Origin of the sequence: Spongiibacter sp. UBA1325 (genome assembly GCF_002306875.1) — a bacterium.
Taxonomy (GTDB): domain Bacteria; phylum Pseudomonadota; class Gammaproteobacteria; order Pseudomonadales; family Spongiibacteraceae; genus Spongiibacter; species Spongiibacter marinus.
This window is the reverse complement of record NZ_DBTD01000004.1, coordinates 308,495-323,864: the sequence shown is the minus strand read 5'-3', so window position 1 is coordinate 323,864 and position 15,370 is coordinate 308,495. Positions and strand designations below refer to the sequence as shown.

Sequence of the window (15,370 nt, the reverse complement as noted above, 5' to 3'; positions counted from 1 at the left end):
CATCCGGAGGGGTCACAACGGGATGTTACCGTCATTCTCGCACACCCTCCTTTAAAACATAGTGCACCGCCGCACAGCAGAGCTGTATTCGTATTGGCCCCTAGCCTTCTACCGGTATTGGTAAGAATCAGCGCGATAACGCTCACAATAACAACGCCTTGAATTCAATCGGCGCTGTCTTCCCGTCGTCGCTCCAGTACGCGCCGAGCCCTTGCGACAAAGGCCGCGTTGGCCTGCGGGTGTGCCGGCTCTCCGAGGTGCTGACGCCACTGCTCACTCAGGGCCTCCATACCGGCAACCCGGGCATGGTACTTGTCGTTCGCCGCAACAAGCTGCCACGGTACCGGCTGGGAGCACTGCTTCAACATGTACTCGTAGGCCTGGCAATACTGATGATGAAACGGAAAGCTATTCAGGTCAGCATCGGTGATCTTCCAATGTTTCTCCGGGCTTTCCAAACGGGTCAACAGACGATTGCGCTGCGTTTCTTTATCGATGTAAAACAGCACCTTAACCACCATAATCTGGTCGTCAACTAACATCCTTTCAAATTCGGCGATCTCGCGACACGCACGCTCCCGCTCGTTGTATCCGTGCTCGACATGTTCCACCAGAATACGCCCGTACCACGAGCGGTCGAATACACACAATTGTCCGGAGGTAGGCAGGCGCCGCCAAATTCGCTGCAGGTAGTGCTGACCCGCCTCTATGGCATCCGGGGGCCCAATGGCATGGACCCGCACCCCTCGGGGATCCATATACCGCAGGGCACGTCGCAAAAAGCCCCCTTTCCCCGCCGCATCCGGGCCCTCCACCACGAGTATTGCACGGCGTCGGCTTCGGTATAATTGCAGCTGCAAAGCCATTAGATCGAGCTGGAGTTGGTCGCGCCGCTGACGGTAGAGTTTCTTTTCTAAAACGGGGTGCTGTAACGACGACAAGTCAATTTGAGTCAAAGAACGCCCTTCCCTTAATTAACCACCATAACGTTGCTTCATTAGCGGGTCTTCGGGGGACTTCAAAAAGTCCGCTGCCAAGCAGTCTAGCAGCGCTTTATGCTCAAGGTCTTGTAGCCAATGCTGTGGAATATCATCGAGGCCGCGCCAGGCACCCAATAGCTGCCCCGCCAACGCGCCGCAGCTGTCACTTAAACCACTGTGATTAACCGACAGCACCAGACCAGAGGCAAAGTCCTCGGCGCAGAGCAGTGAGTACAAGGCAACGGAAAACACGTCCAGGGCCATAGAGTCGCCACAGAGGGATTCTGCGGCACTGGCCGAGTTTGGCTGTGCATTGGCCAACTCAACGGCGTGATCGATAGCTCGGCGCAAGGCTTGGCTGTCCTTGTTGGGGCGCAGCTGCTCGTCGATCCGCGCCAGGCACGCCTCAGGCGGGTGACCATACAACAAGCCAAGCAACAGTATGCCCAGTGCGCCGCCGGTTAAACGACCATTAACGTGGCCATCGCTGAGGGCGCTGATATCGGCGCTGAGTGAGAACATTTCAGCACGCAGCGCCTCTCCCCAGAATTTGCGCGTATCACTAACAAAGTGCACAGCAAGGGGCGCAATTCGGCTCAAACCGGCACCGAACTGGTACTGGTTGTCAGCCGTTACGCCGCCCTGCTGACTTTTACTTAACACCGCCAGAAAACTATCGCGCGCTGCTCGCTGACTGTAGAGCCCGCGCTCTGCCAATAAGAAACTGCGCTGCTGCCCTGTGGTGGTTGTGGTCTGCGTGGATAGCCAACGTAAGTCCGCGCGATGAATAAAACTTCGTAAATCTGGCTGCTCGCCTCTCGCGCTCGCCACGCGGTAGCGGAGTATGCCTTCGGCGGTGAACATAAGGCGTTGCGTGTCGTCAGTGACCGCTCCCTTCCTTCCGTAGACCGGCATATAGTCGAGTACGCCCCGCTCTCCGTACTGCTGCACAATATCGTCGAGACTAAAGAACTGCACCGGGGCGCCCAGCGCGTCACCTACCGCCCCGCCCAGCAAGCATGCTCTTTGGTAGTCAGCACTGTTTGCTGCCCAGTGCTCGCTCTGTTCGGCCATCTTTTCGCCTCACCTTTTTCCATCCTCTTACCAGTGTAGGCGCAAATACTGCGGCTTGCGGCTGAGACACAAATCGACCGAGGCGAGCACTAACTTGATTTACCGGTCAGGAAACCAAATATCTGTAAATTGCGTAAACGATGAAAAACAACACGAGACAAAAACATGATTTCCAAGGAAGCCAGTGCCGTACACAGCGCATTACTGGAAGCGGGCCTAGAAACACCGATGCGCCCCCAAAGCTCACTGAATGACGACCAAAAAAAGCAGCGGATCGCCGACTTGATGCTGGGTGTTATGGAAACCCTCGGCCTCGATCTCAGTGATGACAGTCTTGAAGAAACCCCATCGCGGATTGCGAAAATGTATGTAGATGAAATTTTTTGTGGCTTGGATTACAACAACTTCCCGAAAATCACCAATATCGACAACAAAATGCGTGTCGAAGAAATGGTAAAGGTCAGTGGCGTTAGCGTAACAAGCACCTGCGAGCACCACTTCGTTACTATCGATGGTGAAGCCACGGTCGCCTATATTCCCGGCGAGAAGGTGATTGGACTGTCGAAGATTAACCGTATTGTGCGTTTCTTTGCGCAGCGGCCGCAGGTGCAAGAGCGCCTTACCCAACAAGTGTTGGTCGCTCTGCAAACATTGCTAGAGACTGAAGATGTTGCCGTTACCATCGATGCGATTCACTACTGCGTGAAAAGTCGCGGCGTCATGGACACTAACTCACGTACGCAAACCACAGCTCTGGGTGGCAGTTTTAAAAGCGACCCCAGCACGCGAAATGAGTTTCTAAGCCAGAGCTGCCGCTAATGCGGCAGCCATCTTCACCCCGCCTTAAATTAAATGCTCGTCGCTGAGCGGTGCTATCGCGATACGCATTTCCGTCTCCTCACTCTTAACTGGCTGGCCCAGCATTTCGTCGTAGGCACTGCGCTGAATTAGAAAAAATGTTTGGCAACGACAGTCGGCCAAGCGTCTTCGCAGGCTAGTTATGTCCCGCGTTACCATCCTCTTGCCGCGCTCATAGACCGGGAAACTTCCGCCGTCAATAATCGCCGAAAGTACATACATACCGCCATCGAGAGAATGCACCTCGATCTCAGATACAGGGTAATGATTCAGGTCGTCAAATTCACATTTCGTCATAGGTCACCTCCGACTAGGTATACGCAGGCAAGGTAAAAGGTGTTTCGCTATCCGTGTGAACACACTGCTATCGATGGCGGCCGCTATGGCATAATTGCCGCGACGTAAACGAGGGAGAAAACCAAATGGCCATGCCAACGCTGCGCGATGCAACCTTGACCGTGGACGGGCGAGTCGCACTATTGTGTTTCCAGCGCGACGACATCCGCAACGCCCTAACGGGCAGCGCGCTCATCGACGACATCTGCGATACCGTCACCTGGGCAAACCAAAACCCCGCTATCTCCTGCTTAATTCTCACTGGTGAAGGCCGCGCCTTTAGTGCTGGCGGCAATGTAAAGGAAATGCGCGACAAGCAAGGTATGTTTGGCGGCAACCCAGCCGAGATCAGCGCCAGCTATCGCAATGGCATTCAACGCATCTCAAGAGCAATGCACAACGCCGAGGTGGTTACCATCGCTGCGGTAAATGGCGCTGCGGTCGGCGCTGGCTTTGACCTCGCCTGTATGTGCGATCTGCGTATCGGCTGTGACAGTACCCGCTTTGGCGAAACCTTCATCAATTTGGGGATCATTCCCGGTGACGGCGGGGCCTGGTTTCTGCAGCGTTTAGTGGGCTACCAACGTGCCGCCGAGTTGAGCTTCAGCGGGCGTATTATTGAGGCAGAGGAAGCGCTCTCTCTCGGCTTATTGTTGGAAAAGGTCACAGACGACACACTCTTGTCCTGCGCCCAGGGCTATGCAAACACCTATGCCAGCAAGCCGCCACAGGCACTTAGGCAAACCAAACGTCTAATGAAGCTTGCACAACGCCAGGAACTGGACGATTTCCTGAGCGTTTGCGCCGATGTTCAGGCCCAGTGCCACCAAACAGAGGATCACATGGTGGCGGTAAATGCATTTTTTGATAAAACCAGGCCCGAGTTCAGCGGCCGCTAATTAGCACTTGCTGCTAGGCCCTAGCGCGCTGGGCTGACATCGATGCGATCGACAACGCCCTCGCGCTCGTCAAACACTTCCATGCTGACCGTAAAGCCCCACAGCTTAGATAAATGCTTCAGCACTTCTTTGGCATCGTCGGTAAGCGGTCTGTCGCGCAGCCGGGTGTATCGCAGCAGCAGTGAGCGGTCGCCCATATGTTCATAGCGAAGCACCTGGATGTCCGGCACCAAAATATCGCGATTGTATTGCCGTGACAGCAGGCGCCGCACGTCACGGTAGCCCTCGTCATTGTGAATTGCCGCCACCTCGACAAAGTCGTTTTTCGCTTGATCCGCTATGGCAAAAAGGTGGAACTCGCGGATTAATTTTGGCGACAAATACTGCGCGATGAACGACTCGTCTTTGTAGTTACGCATCGCAAAATCGAGCACTTCGCGCCAATCTCGCCCCGCAATATCGGGAAACCAGGCGCGGTCCTCAGCATCCGGCGACTCGCAGATACGGCGCAAGTCTCGGAACATGGCAAAACCGAGAGCGTAGGGGTTAATACCGCTGTAAGCGGGATGATCAAAGCCCGGCTGCATGACCACATTGGTATGAGACTGGAGAATCTCGAACATAAAACCGTCATCAACCAAACCGCGGTCGTACAGGGTGTTGAGCAAGGTATAGTGCCAAAACGTCGCCCACCCCTCGTTCATCACCTTAGTCATACCCTGCGGGTAGAAATACTGCGCGAGCTTACGCACGATCCGAACGATCTCACGCTGCCACGTTTCCAGGGTGGGTGAATATTTTTCGATAAAGTACAGCAAGTTTTCCTGGGGCTCAGGGGGAAAATTTGCTGCCTCAGCGGGTGCATCGTCATCGCCCTGCTTTTCCTTGCGCGGCAATGTTCGCCAAATATCATCAAACTGCTTGCGCGCATGCTCTGCGCGCTCATGCTGACGACGCAATTCATCCTGCGCTGAAAGTGGTGAGGGCCGGTGGTAGCGGTCCACGCCATGGTCCATCAAGGCATGACAGGCATCGAGGGTTTCCTCCACACGATCGATGCCATATTTTTGCTCGCACTCAAAAATATACTTACGAGCAAATACCATGTAATCGACAATCGCATCGGCGCTGGTCCACTGCTTAAACAGGTAATTCCCCTTAAAAAAGGAATTGTGTCCATAGCAGGCATGGGCAATGACTAAGGCCTGCATCGGCATACTATTGTCTTCCATCAAATAGGCAATGCAGGGGTCAGAATTAATCACCAGCTCATAAGCCAAGCCACGCATTCCGCGCCGATAGGCTTCTTCGTTACGAATAAATTCCTTTCCGTAACTCCAGTGGGTGTAGCTGATAGGCAAGCCCACGGACGCGTAGGCATCGAGCATTTGCTCAGAGGCAATCACCTCAATTTGATTAGGGTAAGTGTCCAAGCCAAACTCTTTGGCGATGCTCGCTATCTCGCGGTCGTAGCTGCGCAGCAGATCAAAATCCCAGTCGCCGCCCCGGGACAATACGCGGTCTTTCACCGTCTCGCTCACGCCGCCTCCCGCTGGAATAATTCCCGCAGTACTGGATAGACATCGCGCCGCCCCATTACTTTGGCGGCCGCAAAGTTTTCGCTGTGGATTTGGCTGTAGGCGGCACCCAGCGGCGTGATGCTACTGGCATTGTCCGGCACCTCTACGTAGGCGTAGTAGCGACAGTGCGGCAAAATATCGTCGCGCAACTTAGCCGCGCTGCGTTGCGGATCGCTGCCAAAGGCGTCGCCATCTGACACCTGCGCGCCGTATATATTCCACTGGTCTGGCGCATAGCGATCTTTAATAATTTCTTCGGCCAAATTAAGCGCCGACATCACCACCGTACCGCCGGTTTGCGGGTCGTGAAAAAATGCGTGTTCGTCAACTTCTTCGGCGTTTGACGTATGCCGAATAAATACAAGCTCGACATGTTCATATTTTCGATTGAGGAACAAATACAGCAAGGTAAAAAAGCGCTTGGCCAGGTCTTTTTTTTGTTCCGACATCGACGCCGATACATCCATCAAACAGAACATAACCGCGCGACTAATTGGCTTGGGCTCCTTAACTTTATGCCGGAACCGGAGGTCGTACTCATCCAAGAAGGGAATGCGATCAATGCGGTCTTTTAAGTCTTGAATTTCTTGTGGATCAGCTCCACTTTCCTCAAGCTCACGCAGTTCTCGTTTCAGCGGTGCCGCCAGTGCGATCTTCCTGGCCATAGCATTTTGCAGGCTGCGTCGCACCGACAGGTTAGACGGCACCCCCGATGGGGTATAGCCCGCACGACGAAAAGTGAATTGTTTAGCGTCACCCAGCACATTACGCGCTAAACGTGGCAGTTCCAGGTCGTCGAAAAAGAGGTTCATAAACTCCTCTTTTGACAGGGTAAACATAAAGTTATCCTGTCCCTCACCGCCTTCACCCTGGCCGTCCCCGCCCTCGCCTTCACCGCCACCGCCACCTTGGGGTTTAGCGATGCGATCTCCGGGGGAGAAACTGTGGTTGCCTGGGTGAACCATCTCCCGGTCGCCACCCTGGCCAATACGGAACTTCGGTTCGGAAATATCTTTTACCGGGATTCCCACCTCGCCACCGCGCCCCATATCGGTGATGGAGCGCTCGGCGACAACGTCTGCCACAGAGCGCTTCAGCTGGGATTTATATCGCCTGATAAACCGCGCACGGTTCGTCGCATTTTTGTTGCGGTCGTTCAGGCGGCGGTCAATAATCATCGACATATTCGCACCTTGCTTTCGACGTGGCAGCGTTAACTAGCCAGCTTTACGTACGCGCAGATACCACTCTGACAACAAACGTACTTGCTTGGGTGTGTAGCCCTTCTCGACCATGCGGGTAACAAAGTTTTCGTGCTTTTTCTGGTCCTCATCGGAGGCTTTGGCATTAAAGGAAATGACCGGCAGCAGCTCTTCAGTGCTGGAGAACATTTTCTTCTCTATCACTTCGCGCAGTTTTTCATAGCTCGTCCAGTTCGGGTTGCGGCCCTCATTTTGAGCGCGAGCACGCAGCACGAAGTTAACGATTTCATTGCGGAAATCTTTCGGGTTGGCGATCCCGGCGGGTTTTTCAATTTTCTCCAGTTCACCGTTTAAGGTGGCACGGTCGAAGATCGCGCCGGTTTCCGGATCTCGGTAATCTTCGTCCTGAATCCAGTAATCCGCAAAGGTCACGTAGCGGTCAAAAATGTTCTGACCGTACTCTGAGTATGACTCCAGATAGGCCGTTTGAATTTCTTTACCCACGTATTCAGCGTAGCGAACCGCGAGCCAGCCCTTGATAAATTCTAGGTAGGTGCGCTGCACATCCTCAGGCAGCTGCTCGCGCATAATGCGCTGCTCAAGCACATACATGAGGTGCACGGGGTTAGCCGCTATCTCGGCGTTGTCGTAGTTAAATACCGCCGACAGCACCTTGAAAGCAAAGCGCGTTGACATCCCGGTCATGCCCTCATCGATACCGGCATAATCGCGGTACTCCTGGAAGGACTTCGCCGCCGGGTCGGTGTCTTTCAGTGACTCACCGTCGTAAACACGCATTTTAGAATAAATGCTGGAGTTCTCCGGCTCGCCAAGACGCGTCAATACCGAGAACTGTGCGAGCATTTCCAGCGTTCCCGGTGCACATGGCGCATCGGCCAGGGAGCTGTGGCGCAGCAGCTTCTGGTAAATTTTTACCTCTTCTGACACCTGCAAACAGTAGGGCACTTTGACGATGTATACCCGGTCGAGAAATGCCTCGTTGTGCTTGTTGTTGCGAAAGCTCTGCCACTCGGATTCGTTGGAGTGAGCGAGTATTACGCCCTGAAAGGGAATCGCGGAGAAGCCCTCGGTGCCCTTGTAGTTTCCTTCTTGCGTCGCCGTCAGCAGGGGATGCAGCATTTTAATGGGCGCTTTGAACATCTCGACAAACTCAAGCATACCCTGATTCGCCAGGCACAGGCCGCCGGAGTAGGAATAGGCATCGGGATCGTCTTGCGCATAGCTCTCGAGCTTGCGAATGTCCACCTTGCCGACCAGAGTGGATATATCCTGATTGTTCTCATCGCCGGGCTCGGTTTTGGTAATCGCCACTTGCTTTAACACTGAGGGCTGAATGCGCACAACGCGGAACTGGCTAAGGTCGCCTTCATACTCGTCCAGGCGCTTGATCGCCCACGGTGACGCCAGGCCACTGAGATAGCGCTCGGGAATACCGTACTCTTCTTCAAGCTGCTTACCGTCGCGCTGGGGGTCAAACAACGACAGCGGCGACTCGTTAATGGGCGAGCCTTTCAGGGCGTAGATCGGGTAGGCTTCCATCAATTTTTTCAGCCGCTCGGCGATCGACGATTTACCACCGCCTACCGGGCCAAGCAGATATAGCACCTGTTTGCGTTCTTCCAGGCCCTGCGCGGCATGTTTGAAAAATGCGACGATCTGCGCGATCACATCTTCCATGCCGTAAAACTCTGCAAAGGCGGGATAGCGGGCGATCAAGCGATTAGAAAAAATTCGTGAAAGCCGAGGGTCACTGCGGGTATCTACAAGTTCTGGCTCGCCAATGGCAGCCAGCATTCGCTCAGCCGGGGTGGCGTAAGCAAGCGGATCGCTGCGGCAAAGCTCGAGGTAGTCAGTCAATGACATCTCCTCGTCCTTCGCCTTCAGATATTGCTCGCGGACGTTATCAAGGATACCCATCGGTGCAATCTCCTTTCTGCGTTAACGCCACGTCGCTGACATTCCACTCGCGATGTAGCGCGACGACAGTTTCATGTGTGTGCGTCTTCACTCTACTCTGCTACGCAGAGATCATCTACTTCGATCCACAAAAAAAGACTACGCGATTACCGAAGTGTGGCTAGTGCATGTGCCAATAGAGTGCTTGGGAAAACGCTCGGCCTACAACTAGTGTAGACCGTAAAAACGCAGGGAAAGTGCCGCAGTAAAATTTACTGCGAGCGGAGGAATCCTAGTGTTCTATCTGGCCAAGATTGGCATGGATTACCGCGCCACTAATCACCGGAGAGCGCGCACAAAAATACAAGGTATCGGCGATTTCTTGCGGATCTATCAAGCGCCCAGCCGACACATTGGCGGTGATTGCGGCAATCACCTCTGGGTCATTGTTGATGTGCCCGCGCAGCATGGCGGTATCGGTAAAACCGGGGCAAACACAGGCACTGTGGATACCGGTGCCGGCCAAGTCCTGCACCGTTGCTCGCATCAGCCCCACCAGACCATGTTTACTGGCCACGTAGGAAGCGCAGCCGCGCACGGCTTTTTCAGCGAGGGTTGACCCCACATACAAAATTGATGACCCCGGTTTCATGTAGGGAATCAGCACGGCATTGAGTTGCTGCGGGGCGACCAAATTGATCTGCAGTACCGCGGCGAAATCCTCGGCCGCGAGCGTGGCAACGGTATCGCTGTCTTGCCGCGCAGCATTGTGGATCAACACGATTTCGTCGGCACTTTCTGCAGCAATACTGAGCGCCTCCGCGGCCATACCCTCTAGCCAATCGATGCGCCCCATGTCCACCGACAACTGGAGAACGCCCTCAATGTCCAGCGACCGCCGTGACAGGTTGATTACCCGGTACCCTTCCGCCAAAAAGCGCTCCACTGTCGCGCGGCCTATGCCTTGGCTTCCACCACTAATTACTACTAATTTATTCACAATACCGTTCCATTCACAGTCGCCGAATCAATCGCGAGTCCAGCTTGCAGAGCCCCACTGACCCGGGCCCGAGGAAACCTTCATCACCAACTCGCTGATCTCATTGCCATCAATGAAGGGGGCGTCGTCGAGCAGGCGCTCGAGGACGTAGCGAGCAAATTCTTCAACCGTGGTGTTGCGCAATGGCAGCAGTAAGGTGTCGGCCTTTAAAAACAGCAATTCCTCACCGTTAAATTCGGCGCGGTAGTACTTGCCCTGTTCTTCGACCCGCATATACGGGGACTGCGCGGGCAGCAGCGTGTACTCGTCTAACTCTGCGCACAGCTTGCGCAGACGTTTTTTAATCTCCACGTAACTAAAGCACATACCGTCCTCACCTACCTCCGCGGTCAGGTCGAGGCTAACCCGAAAATTATGGCCGTGCAGCCGCTCGCGGTCCGTCGCCGAAAAGATAGTAAAGTGGGCGCCGGAAAACTTCAGATCTTCCTTGCATATTTCAATACAGGTATGTCGCTTTATGGGCATCCGCCCCTCCTTATTCTTTGGTGTCGCTCTGGCGTTGTTGCCATTCAGCCGCTGCCAGCAAAATTTCTTCCGCCAGCTGCTGCTCGCCCCGGTCCAGTGCCGCCACGCGCACATCTGCCTCGCGTTCATATAAGGGCTGGCGTTCGGCATACAAGGCCGATAAATCTGTTCCCGGTGCACAGGCAACGCCGCGCTCGGCAAAATTCCCCAGCCGCGTAGCCAGCTCGCTCTCTGTAACATCAATAAAGACCACAGGCCCCAGGCGGTGAAGTTTCTCCATCACCGGCTGGCTGTATACGGCGCTTCCGCCGGTTGCGAGCACCACCCCGGAAAAATCCTCCGCCAATAATGCACGCTCCTCGGCTTCACGCAGCCCTAAATACCCTCTTTGCGCTAGCAACTGCGCCAGTGTCTGGCCTTCACGCTGCTCGATAAGCCGATCGCCATCCACAAACCGCAACCCGGTGCGCCGAGCTATATGCCGCCCGAGCGTGGACTTACCACAGGCGGGCATACCAATAAGACTAAGGGAATTGATCACTGAACTCGCTACCGCTACTAATCTGCTATCTAGAGTGCCACAGAGCGCGAAGCACACGCAAAACAAAGCGCTGTTGCCCCGCAGTGACTTTAATCAAGCCCCTGAATCCTGTAGCATTTCGGCTCTACACAGCACAGGCTCAAGCATGCAAACCCTGCACATTACCCGCCCCGATGATTGGCATATCCACCTGCGCGATGGCGATGCCCTGACACAGACAGTTAGTGACGCGAGCCGCTATTTTGGCCGCGCCATTGTGATGCCAAATCTTACCCCGCCGGTTCGCAAGCTCGATGAAGCACGCGCCTATCACGAGCGTATTCTCGCAGCGATGCCTGCCGAGCGAGCGAGCTTCACTCCGCTAATGGTGCTCTACCTTACAGACCGCACTGAGCCGGCCGATATTGCCGAGGCCAAGGCATCCGGCCTGGTGTATGCGGCAAAGTTATATCCCGCGGGGGCCACAACCAATTCCGATGCTGGCGTCACCGACGTCGATGGCCTGTGGCCGGTGCTGGATGAAATGGCGAAGCAGGGTATGCCACTGCTGGTTCATGGCGAAGTCACCGATGCCGATATCGACATCTTCGACCGCGAAGCGGAATTTATTGAGCGCCACCTCAAACGCATTGTCGCCGCCTTTCCCTCGCTGAAAGTGGTCCTGGAGCACATTACCACCGCCGATGCCGCCGAATTCGTCGCTAATACCGGCGATAACGTCGCCGCAACAATTACCGCCCACCACTTGCTCTACAATCGCAACGACATGCTTGCTGGCGGCATCCGCCCGCACTACTACTGCTTGCCCATCTTGAAGCGCAACCGCCACCAACAGGCGCTTATTGCGGCGGCAACCTCGGGCAGCCCGAAATTTTTCCTCGGCACCGACTCCGCCCCCCACGGCCGCCATCGCAAAGAGGCCGATTGCGGCTGTGCCGGTTGCTATACCGCCTACGCAGCCATAGAGATGTACGCGGAGGCATTCGAAGCAGCCGGTGCACTGGACAAGCTAGAGGCCTTCGCAAGCTTCCACGGCCCTGACTTCTATGGTCTACCCCGCAACCAGGATCAAATCACCTTACAAAAAGCCGACTGGCAAGCCCCTGAGGCACTGCCATTAGGGGACGATACGCTACGTCCGCTCCGCGCCGGTGAAACCCTGCGCTGGCAGGTAACCTGAGCATGAATGACGATAAGAGTCTGATTGCACAGCGATTTCGCGGGTTTCTACCTGTCGTTATTGACGTTGAAACCGGCGGTTTCAATTGTCACACCGACGGTATTTTGGAAATTGCTGCCACCCTATTGAGAATGGATGACGCCGGCAACCTCGAACCCGATGAGACACTCAGCTACAACATCGAACCCTTCGAAGGCGCGAATTTAGAAGCCGCGGCCCTTGAATTTACCGGTATCGACCCCCATCACCCTGACCGACAAGCCGAGAAAGAAGTCACCGTGATGGGCGAGCTGCTGAAGAAAATCCGTCAGCAAGTCAAAGCCCACGACTGCACTCGCGCAGTGCTGGTAGGGCACAACGCCCACTTTGACCTGGGGTTTGTGATGGCCGCGATTAACCGCTGCGGCATAAAACGCAACCCCTTCCACCCGTTTTCGGTGATGGATACTGCCAGCTTGTCAGGCCTGGCCTACGGACACACCGTACTGGCCCGGGCCTGCCAACTGGCCGACATAGAGTTTGATAACAATGAAGCGCACAGCGCCGCGTACGACGCGGAAAAGACCGCGGAATTGTTTTGCCAAATCGTCAACCGCTGGCAAGACCTTGGCGGCTGGCGCTGGGCATAAATTAAGTTGTTGGAACTCCGGCACAGATCGGCGTCCAACACCGTAGAGATAACACGGGCGAAAATACGCCCTCGACACCGTAAACAACCACTAAACGTCAGGAGAGACCAACATGGCTTTTGAATTACCTGCACTGCCTTACGACAAAAACGCACTTGAACCCCACATCTCAGCTGAAACTCTGGACTTTCACCACGGCAAACACCACAACGCCTACGTGACCAAGCTGAACGAACTGACGGCCGGTACCGACAACGAAGGCAAGTCACTGGAAGAAATCATCAAATCGGCAAGTGGCGGCCTGTTCAACCAAGCAGCCCAGGTTTGGAACCACACTTTCTATTGGAACAGCCTGAGCCCCAATGGCGGCGGCGCACCCACTGGCGAGCTGGCGGCAGCCATCGACGCCAAATTTGGTTCCTTCGACGAGTTCAAAGCCGCTTTCAACGCTAGCGCGGTCGGCAACTTCGGCTCTGGCTGGACCTGGCTGGTAAAAAACAGCGATGGCAGCCTGGAAATCGTTAACACCGACGACGCTGACACGCCTATCGCTCGCGAAGGCCAAACACCCTTGTTTACCGCCGATGTTTGGGAGCACGCCTACTACATCGACTACCGCAATGCGCGTCCCAAGTACCTTGAAGGCTTCTGGAACTTGGTGAACTGGGAATTTGCTGCCGCTAACTTCGCTGCCTAATCCCCGCCACACTACGTGTTGCAAAACCCCACTTCGGTGGGGTTTTTTGTATCTGGCGGAAACGCCTCCCGCGCCCCATCACCTCACCACTCCGCCGCCACAACCGCGTTTAGCGCGGGGGTTCTGTATACGCGCTTACGCCCTCAACACCACAAACTCTCACTCACAAAAAAGCCCGATCACCTTGCGGTCACCGGGCTTTTTTAGGAGCTTGCGGCTCGCGCCGCAGAGTCGCCGTATTACAGCTTGTCAGAGTTCTCTGACAGGTAAGCCGCTACACCAGTCGGTGATGCGTCCATACCTTTGTCGCCTTTATTCCAGCCAGCAGGGCAAACTTCACCGTGCTCTTCGTGGAATTGCAGTGCCTCAACCAAACGCACCAGCTCATCGACGTTACGGCCGAGAGGAAGGTCGTTAACCAGCTGAGAGCGAACCATGCCTTCTTTGTCGATCAGGAACGCGCCGCGGAATGCCACGCCACCTTCAGCTTCAACGTCATATGCACGGCAAATGTCGTGACGCACGTCAGCAGCCATGGTGTAGGTTACAGGACCGATGCCGCCATCTTTGATAGCAGTGTTGCGCCAAGCGTTGTGAGTGAATTGAGAGTCGATCGATACACTGATCACCTCAACACCCAGCTCGCGGAATTTGTCCATACGGTGATCCAGAGCGATCAGCTCTGAAGGGCAGACAAAGGTGAAATCCAGCGGATAGAAGAACAGAACCGCGTATTTGCCTTTAGCCGCTTCGCTAAGCGTGAACTCATCAACGATCTCGCCGTTGCCAAGTACTGCCGCACATGTGAAGTCAGGAGCTGGTTTACCTACGAGTACACCCATGATGTTTACCTCCGGTTGTTTTCATTAGACAGTGCAATCACGCACTCTTAAAAAGGAGTAGACCGGCAATCATACACGCCGTCACAAACCAATCCCATTGAAAATTCTAATCGCCCCCATAGCCTGCAACTATGGCAAAACCGACTAAAAAACCCGAATCCCCAAAAAGACAATTGACAAGCATTCTCATTTTCATTAACTTTAGAATCCTGAACACAACGACACCACACAGGTTCCAGCAACATGTACGTTTGTCTCTGCAAAGGCATTACCGATACACAAATTCGAGAAGCGATGGACAATGGCGCCAGCAGCTTCCGTGAATTGCGCCGTGAACTTGACCTCGCCAGCCAGTGCGGAAAGTGCGGTTCCCTGGCTCGCAGCGTCTTTGACGCCCATCTCAGCAACTATGACGAATCCCTCTGTTACGCCGTTGCCTAAGGCGAAAAGTAATTGAGAACGATTGGCTTTACCCTTCTAATATACCATTAAAATCAACAACTTAGCTTGACTCACCCCCATACTGCGTCCACACTATTGGCTATTTATACGCCACGTTAATTAAGGACACAGCAATGAAAGGTGACGCTCAGGTTATCGCCCATCTCAATAAGGCACTTGGCAACGAACTGGTCGCCATCAACCAGTATTTTCTGCATGCGCGCATGTACGAGGACTGGGGCCTGAAAGAGCTCGGCGAGCACGAATACCATGAATCCATCGACGAAATGAAACACGCTGACAAGCTGATCAAGCGTATTTTATTTTTGGAAGGCATTCCCAACCTGCAAGACCTTGGCAAGCTGATGATCGGCGAAAATACCAAGGAAATGCTCGAGTGCGACCTCAGCCTGGAGCTGAAAGCCGTACCAGACCTGAAAGAAGGTATTAAATACTGCGAATCAGTTGGAGACTTCGGCAGCCGGGAGCTGCTTGAGGAAATCCTGGAGTCTGAGGAAGAGCATATCGACTGGCTGGAAACTCAACTGGGCCTTATCGAGAAAGTGGGCATCCAAAACTACCAGCAATCCGTTATGGGCGGTCTTGGCGATTCATAAGCCGCCACGTCACACCACAAAGAAAGAAGGGCCCGCTCCTTATTGGAGTGGG

At 54.5% G+C, this 15,370-nt stretch carries 17 protein-coding genes; 7 read left to right on the top strand and 10 right to left on the bottom strand.

Features of this window, described 5'->3' with window-relative positions; translation table 11 throughout:
• Nucleotides 1-164: 164 nt before the first annotated feature.
• On the bottom strand, nucleotides 165-956 hold the full coding sequence (locus B3K78_RS04320) for a polyphosphate kinase 2 family protein (RefSeq protein ID WP_286694448.1): 792 nt from the start codon (nucleotides 954-956) through the stop codon (nucleotides 165-167).
• An 18-nt stretch (nucleotides 957-974) separates the two neighbouring features.
• Nucleotides 975-2,054, bottom strand: coding sequence for an ADP-ribosylglycohydrolase family protein (locus B3K78_RS04315; protein WP_286694447.1), 1,080 nt, complete (start codon nucleotides 2,052-2,054; stop codon nucleotides 975-977).
• Between the two features lie 165 nt (nucleotides 2,055-2,219).
• Between B3K78_RS04315 and folE the strand changes: the two genes are divergently transcribed.
• A complete protein-coding gene (gene folE / locus B3K78_RS04310) occupies nucleotides 2,220-2,873 on the top strand; it encodes a GTP cyclohydrolase I FolE (RefSeq protein ID WP_286694446.1) in 654 nt (217 codons plus the stop codon).
• 24 nt (nucleotides 2,874-2,897) lie between these two features.
• Here folE and B3K78_RS04305 read toward each other — a convergent pair whose 3' ends face one another.
• Complete coding sequence (locus B3K78_RS04305) at nucleotides 2,898-3,209, bottom strand: DUF6482 family protein (protein ID WP_204995210.1); 312 nt, start codon at nucleotides 3,207-3,209, stop codon at nucleotides 2,898-2,900.
• 125 nt (nucleotides 3,210-3,334) lie between these two features.
• Here B3K78_RS04305 and B3K78_RS04300 point away from each other — a divergent pair, with 125 nt between their 5' ends.
• A complete protein-coding gene (locus B3K78_RS04300) occupies nucleotides 3,335-4,147 on the top strand; it encodes an enoyl-CoA hydratase-related protein (protein WP_286694445.1) in 813 nt (270 codons plus the stop codon).
• A gap of 20 nt (nucleotides 4,148-4,167) precedes the next feature.
• Here B3K78_RS04300 and B3K78_RS04295 read toward each other — a convergent pair whose 3' ends face one another.
• The 6 genes from B3K78_RS04295 to B3K78_RS04270 all read right to left on the bottom strand — a co-directional run bounded on the left by B3K78_RS04295 (nucleotide 4,168) and on the right by B3K78_RS04270 (nucleotide 10,912).
• Nucleotides 4,168-5,688 carry a SpoVR family protein gene (locus tag B3K78_RS04295; RefSeq protein WP_027874462.1) on the bottom strand — a complete coding sequence of 507 codons (1,521 nt, stop codon included), beginning with the start codon at nucleotides 5,686-5,688 and terminating at the stop codon, nucleotides 4,168-4,170.
• Nucleotides 5,685-6,911 (bottom strand): YeaH/YhbH family protein, encoded by a 1,227-nt coding sequence (locus tag B3K78_RS04290; RefSeq protein ID WP_286694444.1) that lies wholly within the window; start codon nucleotides 6,909-6,911, stop codon nucleotides 5,685-5,687. Before B3K78_RS04290 ends, B3K78_RS04295 begins: the two co-directional genes overlap by 4 nt.
• 33 nt (nucleotides 6,912-6,944) lie before the next feature.
• Nucleotides 6,945-8,867 carry a PrkA family serine protein kinase gene (locus tag B3K78_RS04285; RefSeq protein WP_286694443.1) on the bottom strand — a complete coding sequence of 641 codons (1,923 nt, stop codon included), beginning with the start codon at nucleotides 8,865-8,867 and terminating at the stop codon, nucleotides 6,945-6,947.
• A gap of 271 nt (nucleotides 8,868-9,138) precedes the next feature.
• Complete coding sequence (locus tag B3K78_RS04280; RefSeq protein WP_286694442.1) at nucleotides 9,139-9,846, bottom strand: SDR family NAD(P)-dependent oxidoreductase; 708 nt, start codon at nucleotides 9,844-9,846, stop codon at nucleotides 9,139-9,141.
• Nucleotides 9,847-9,873: 27 nt separating this feature from the next.
• Nucleotides 9,874-10,371, bottom strand: coding sequence for a 6-pyruvoyl trahydropterin synthase family protein (locus B3K78_RS04275; protein WP_036256633.1), 498 nt, complete (start codon nucleotides 10,369-10,371; stop codon nucleotides 9,874-9,876).
• Between the two features lie 10 nt (nucleotides 10,372-10,381).
• Entirely contained in the window at nucleotides 10,382-10,912 is a 531-nt protein-coding gene (locus tag B3K78_RS04270; protein ID WP_286694441.1) for a shikimate kinase, read from the bottom strand.
• A gap of 145 nt (nucleotides 10,913-11,057) precedes the next feature.
• Here B3K78_RS04270 and pyrC point away from each other — a divergent pair, with 145 nt between their 5' ends.
• The 3 genes from pyrC to B3K78_RS04255 all read left to right on the top strand — a co-directional run bounded on the left by pyrC (nucleotide 11,058) and on the right by B3K78_RS04255 (nucleotide 13,418).
• On the top strand, nucleotides 11,058-12,092 hold the full coding sequence (gene pyrC, locus B3K78_RS04265) for a dihydroorotase (RefSeq protein WP_286694440.1): 1,035 nt from the start codon (nucleotides 11,058-11,060) through the stop codon (nucleotides 12,090-12,092).
• Nucleotides 12,093-12,094: 2 nt separating this feature from the next.
• Nucleotides 12,095-12,721, top strand: a complete 627-nt coding sequence (gene rnt, locus B3K78_RS04260) for a ribonuclease T (RefSeq protein ID WP_286694439.1) — start codon at nucleotides 12,095-12,097, stop codon at nucleotides 12,719-12,721.
• A 112-nt stretch (nucleotides 12,722-12,833) separates the two neighbouring features.
• Nucleotides 12,834-13,418 carry a superoxide dismutase gene (locus tag B3K78_RS04255; protein ID WP_286694438.1) on the top strand — a complete coding sequence of 195 codons (585 nt, stop codon included), beginning with the start codon at nucleotides 12,834-12,836 and terminating at the stop codon, nucleotides 13,416-13,418.
• A gap of 239 nt (nucleotides 13,419-13,657) precedes the next feature.
• Here B3K78_RS04255 and B3K78_RS04250 read toward each other — a convergent pair whose 3' ends face one another.
• Entirely contained in the window at nucleotides 13,658-14,260 is a 603-nt protein-coding gene (locus B3K78_RS04250; RefSeq protein ID WP_027874453.1) for a peroxiredoxin, read from the bottom strand.
• A gap of 243 nt (nucleotides 14,261-14,503) precedes the next feature.
• Here B3K78_RS04250 and B3K78_RS04245 point away from each other — a divergent pair, with 243 nt between their 5' ends.
• On the top strand, nucleotides 14,504-14,701 hold the full coding sequence (locus B3K78_RS04245) for a bacterioferritin-associated ferredoxin (protein ID WP_286694437.1): 198 nt from the start codon (nucleotides 14,504-14,506) through the stop codon (nucleotides 14,699-14,701).
• Nucleotides 14,702-14,835: 134 nt separating this feature from the next.
• Nucleotides 14,836-15,318, top strand: a complete 483-nt coding sequence (gene bfr, locus B3K78_RS04240) for a bacterioferritin (protein WP_027874451.1) — start codon at nucleotides 14,836-14,838, stop codon at nucleotides 15,316-15,318.
• The last annotated feature ends 52 nt before the right edge of the window (nucleotides 15,319-15,370 follow it).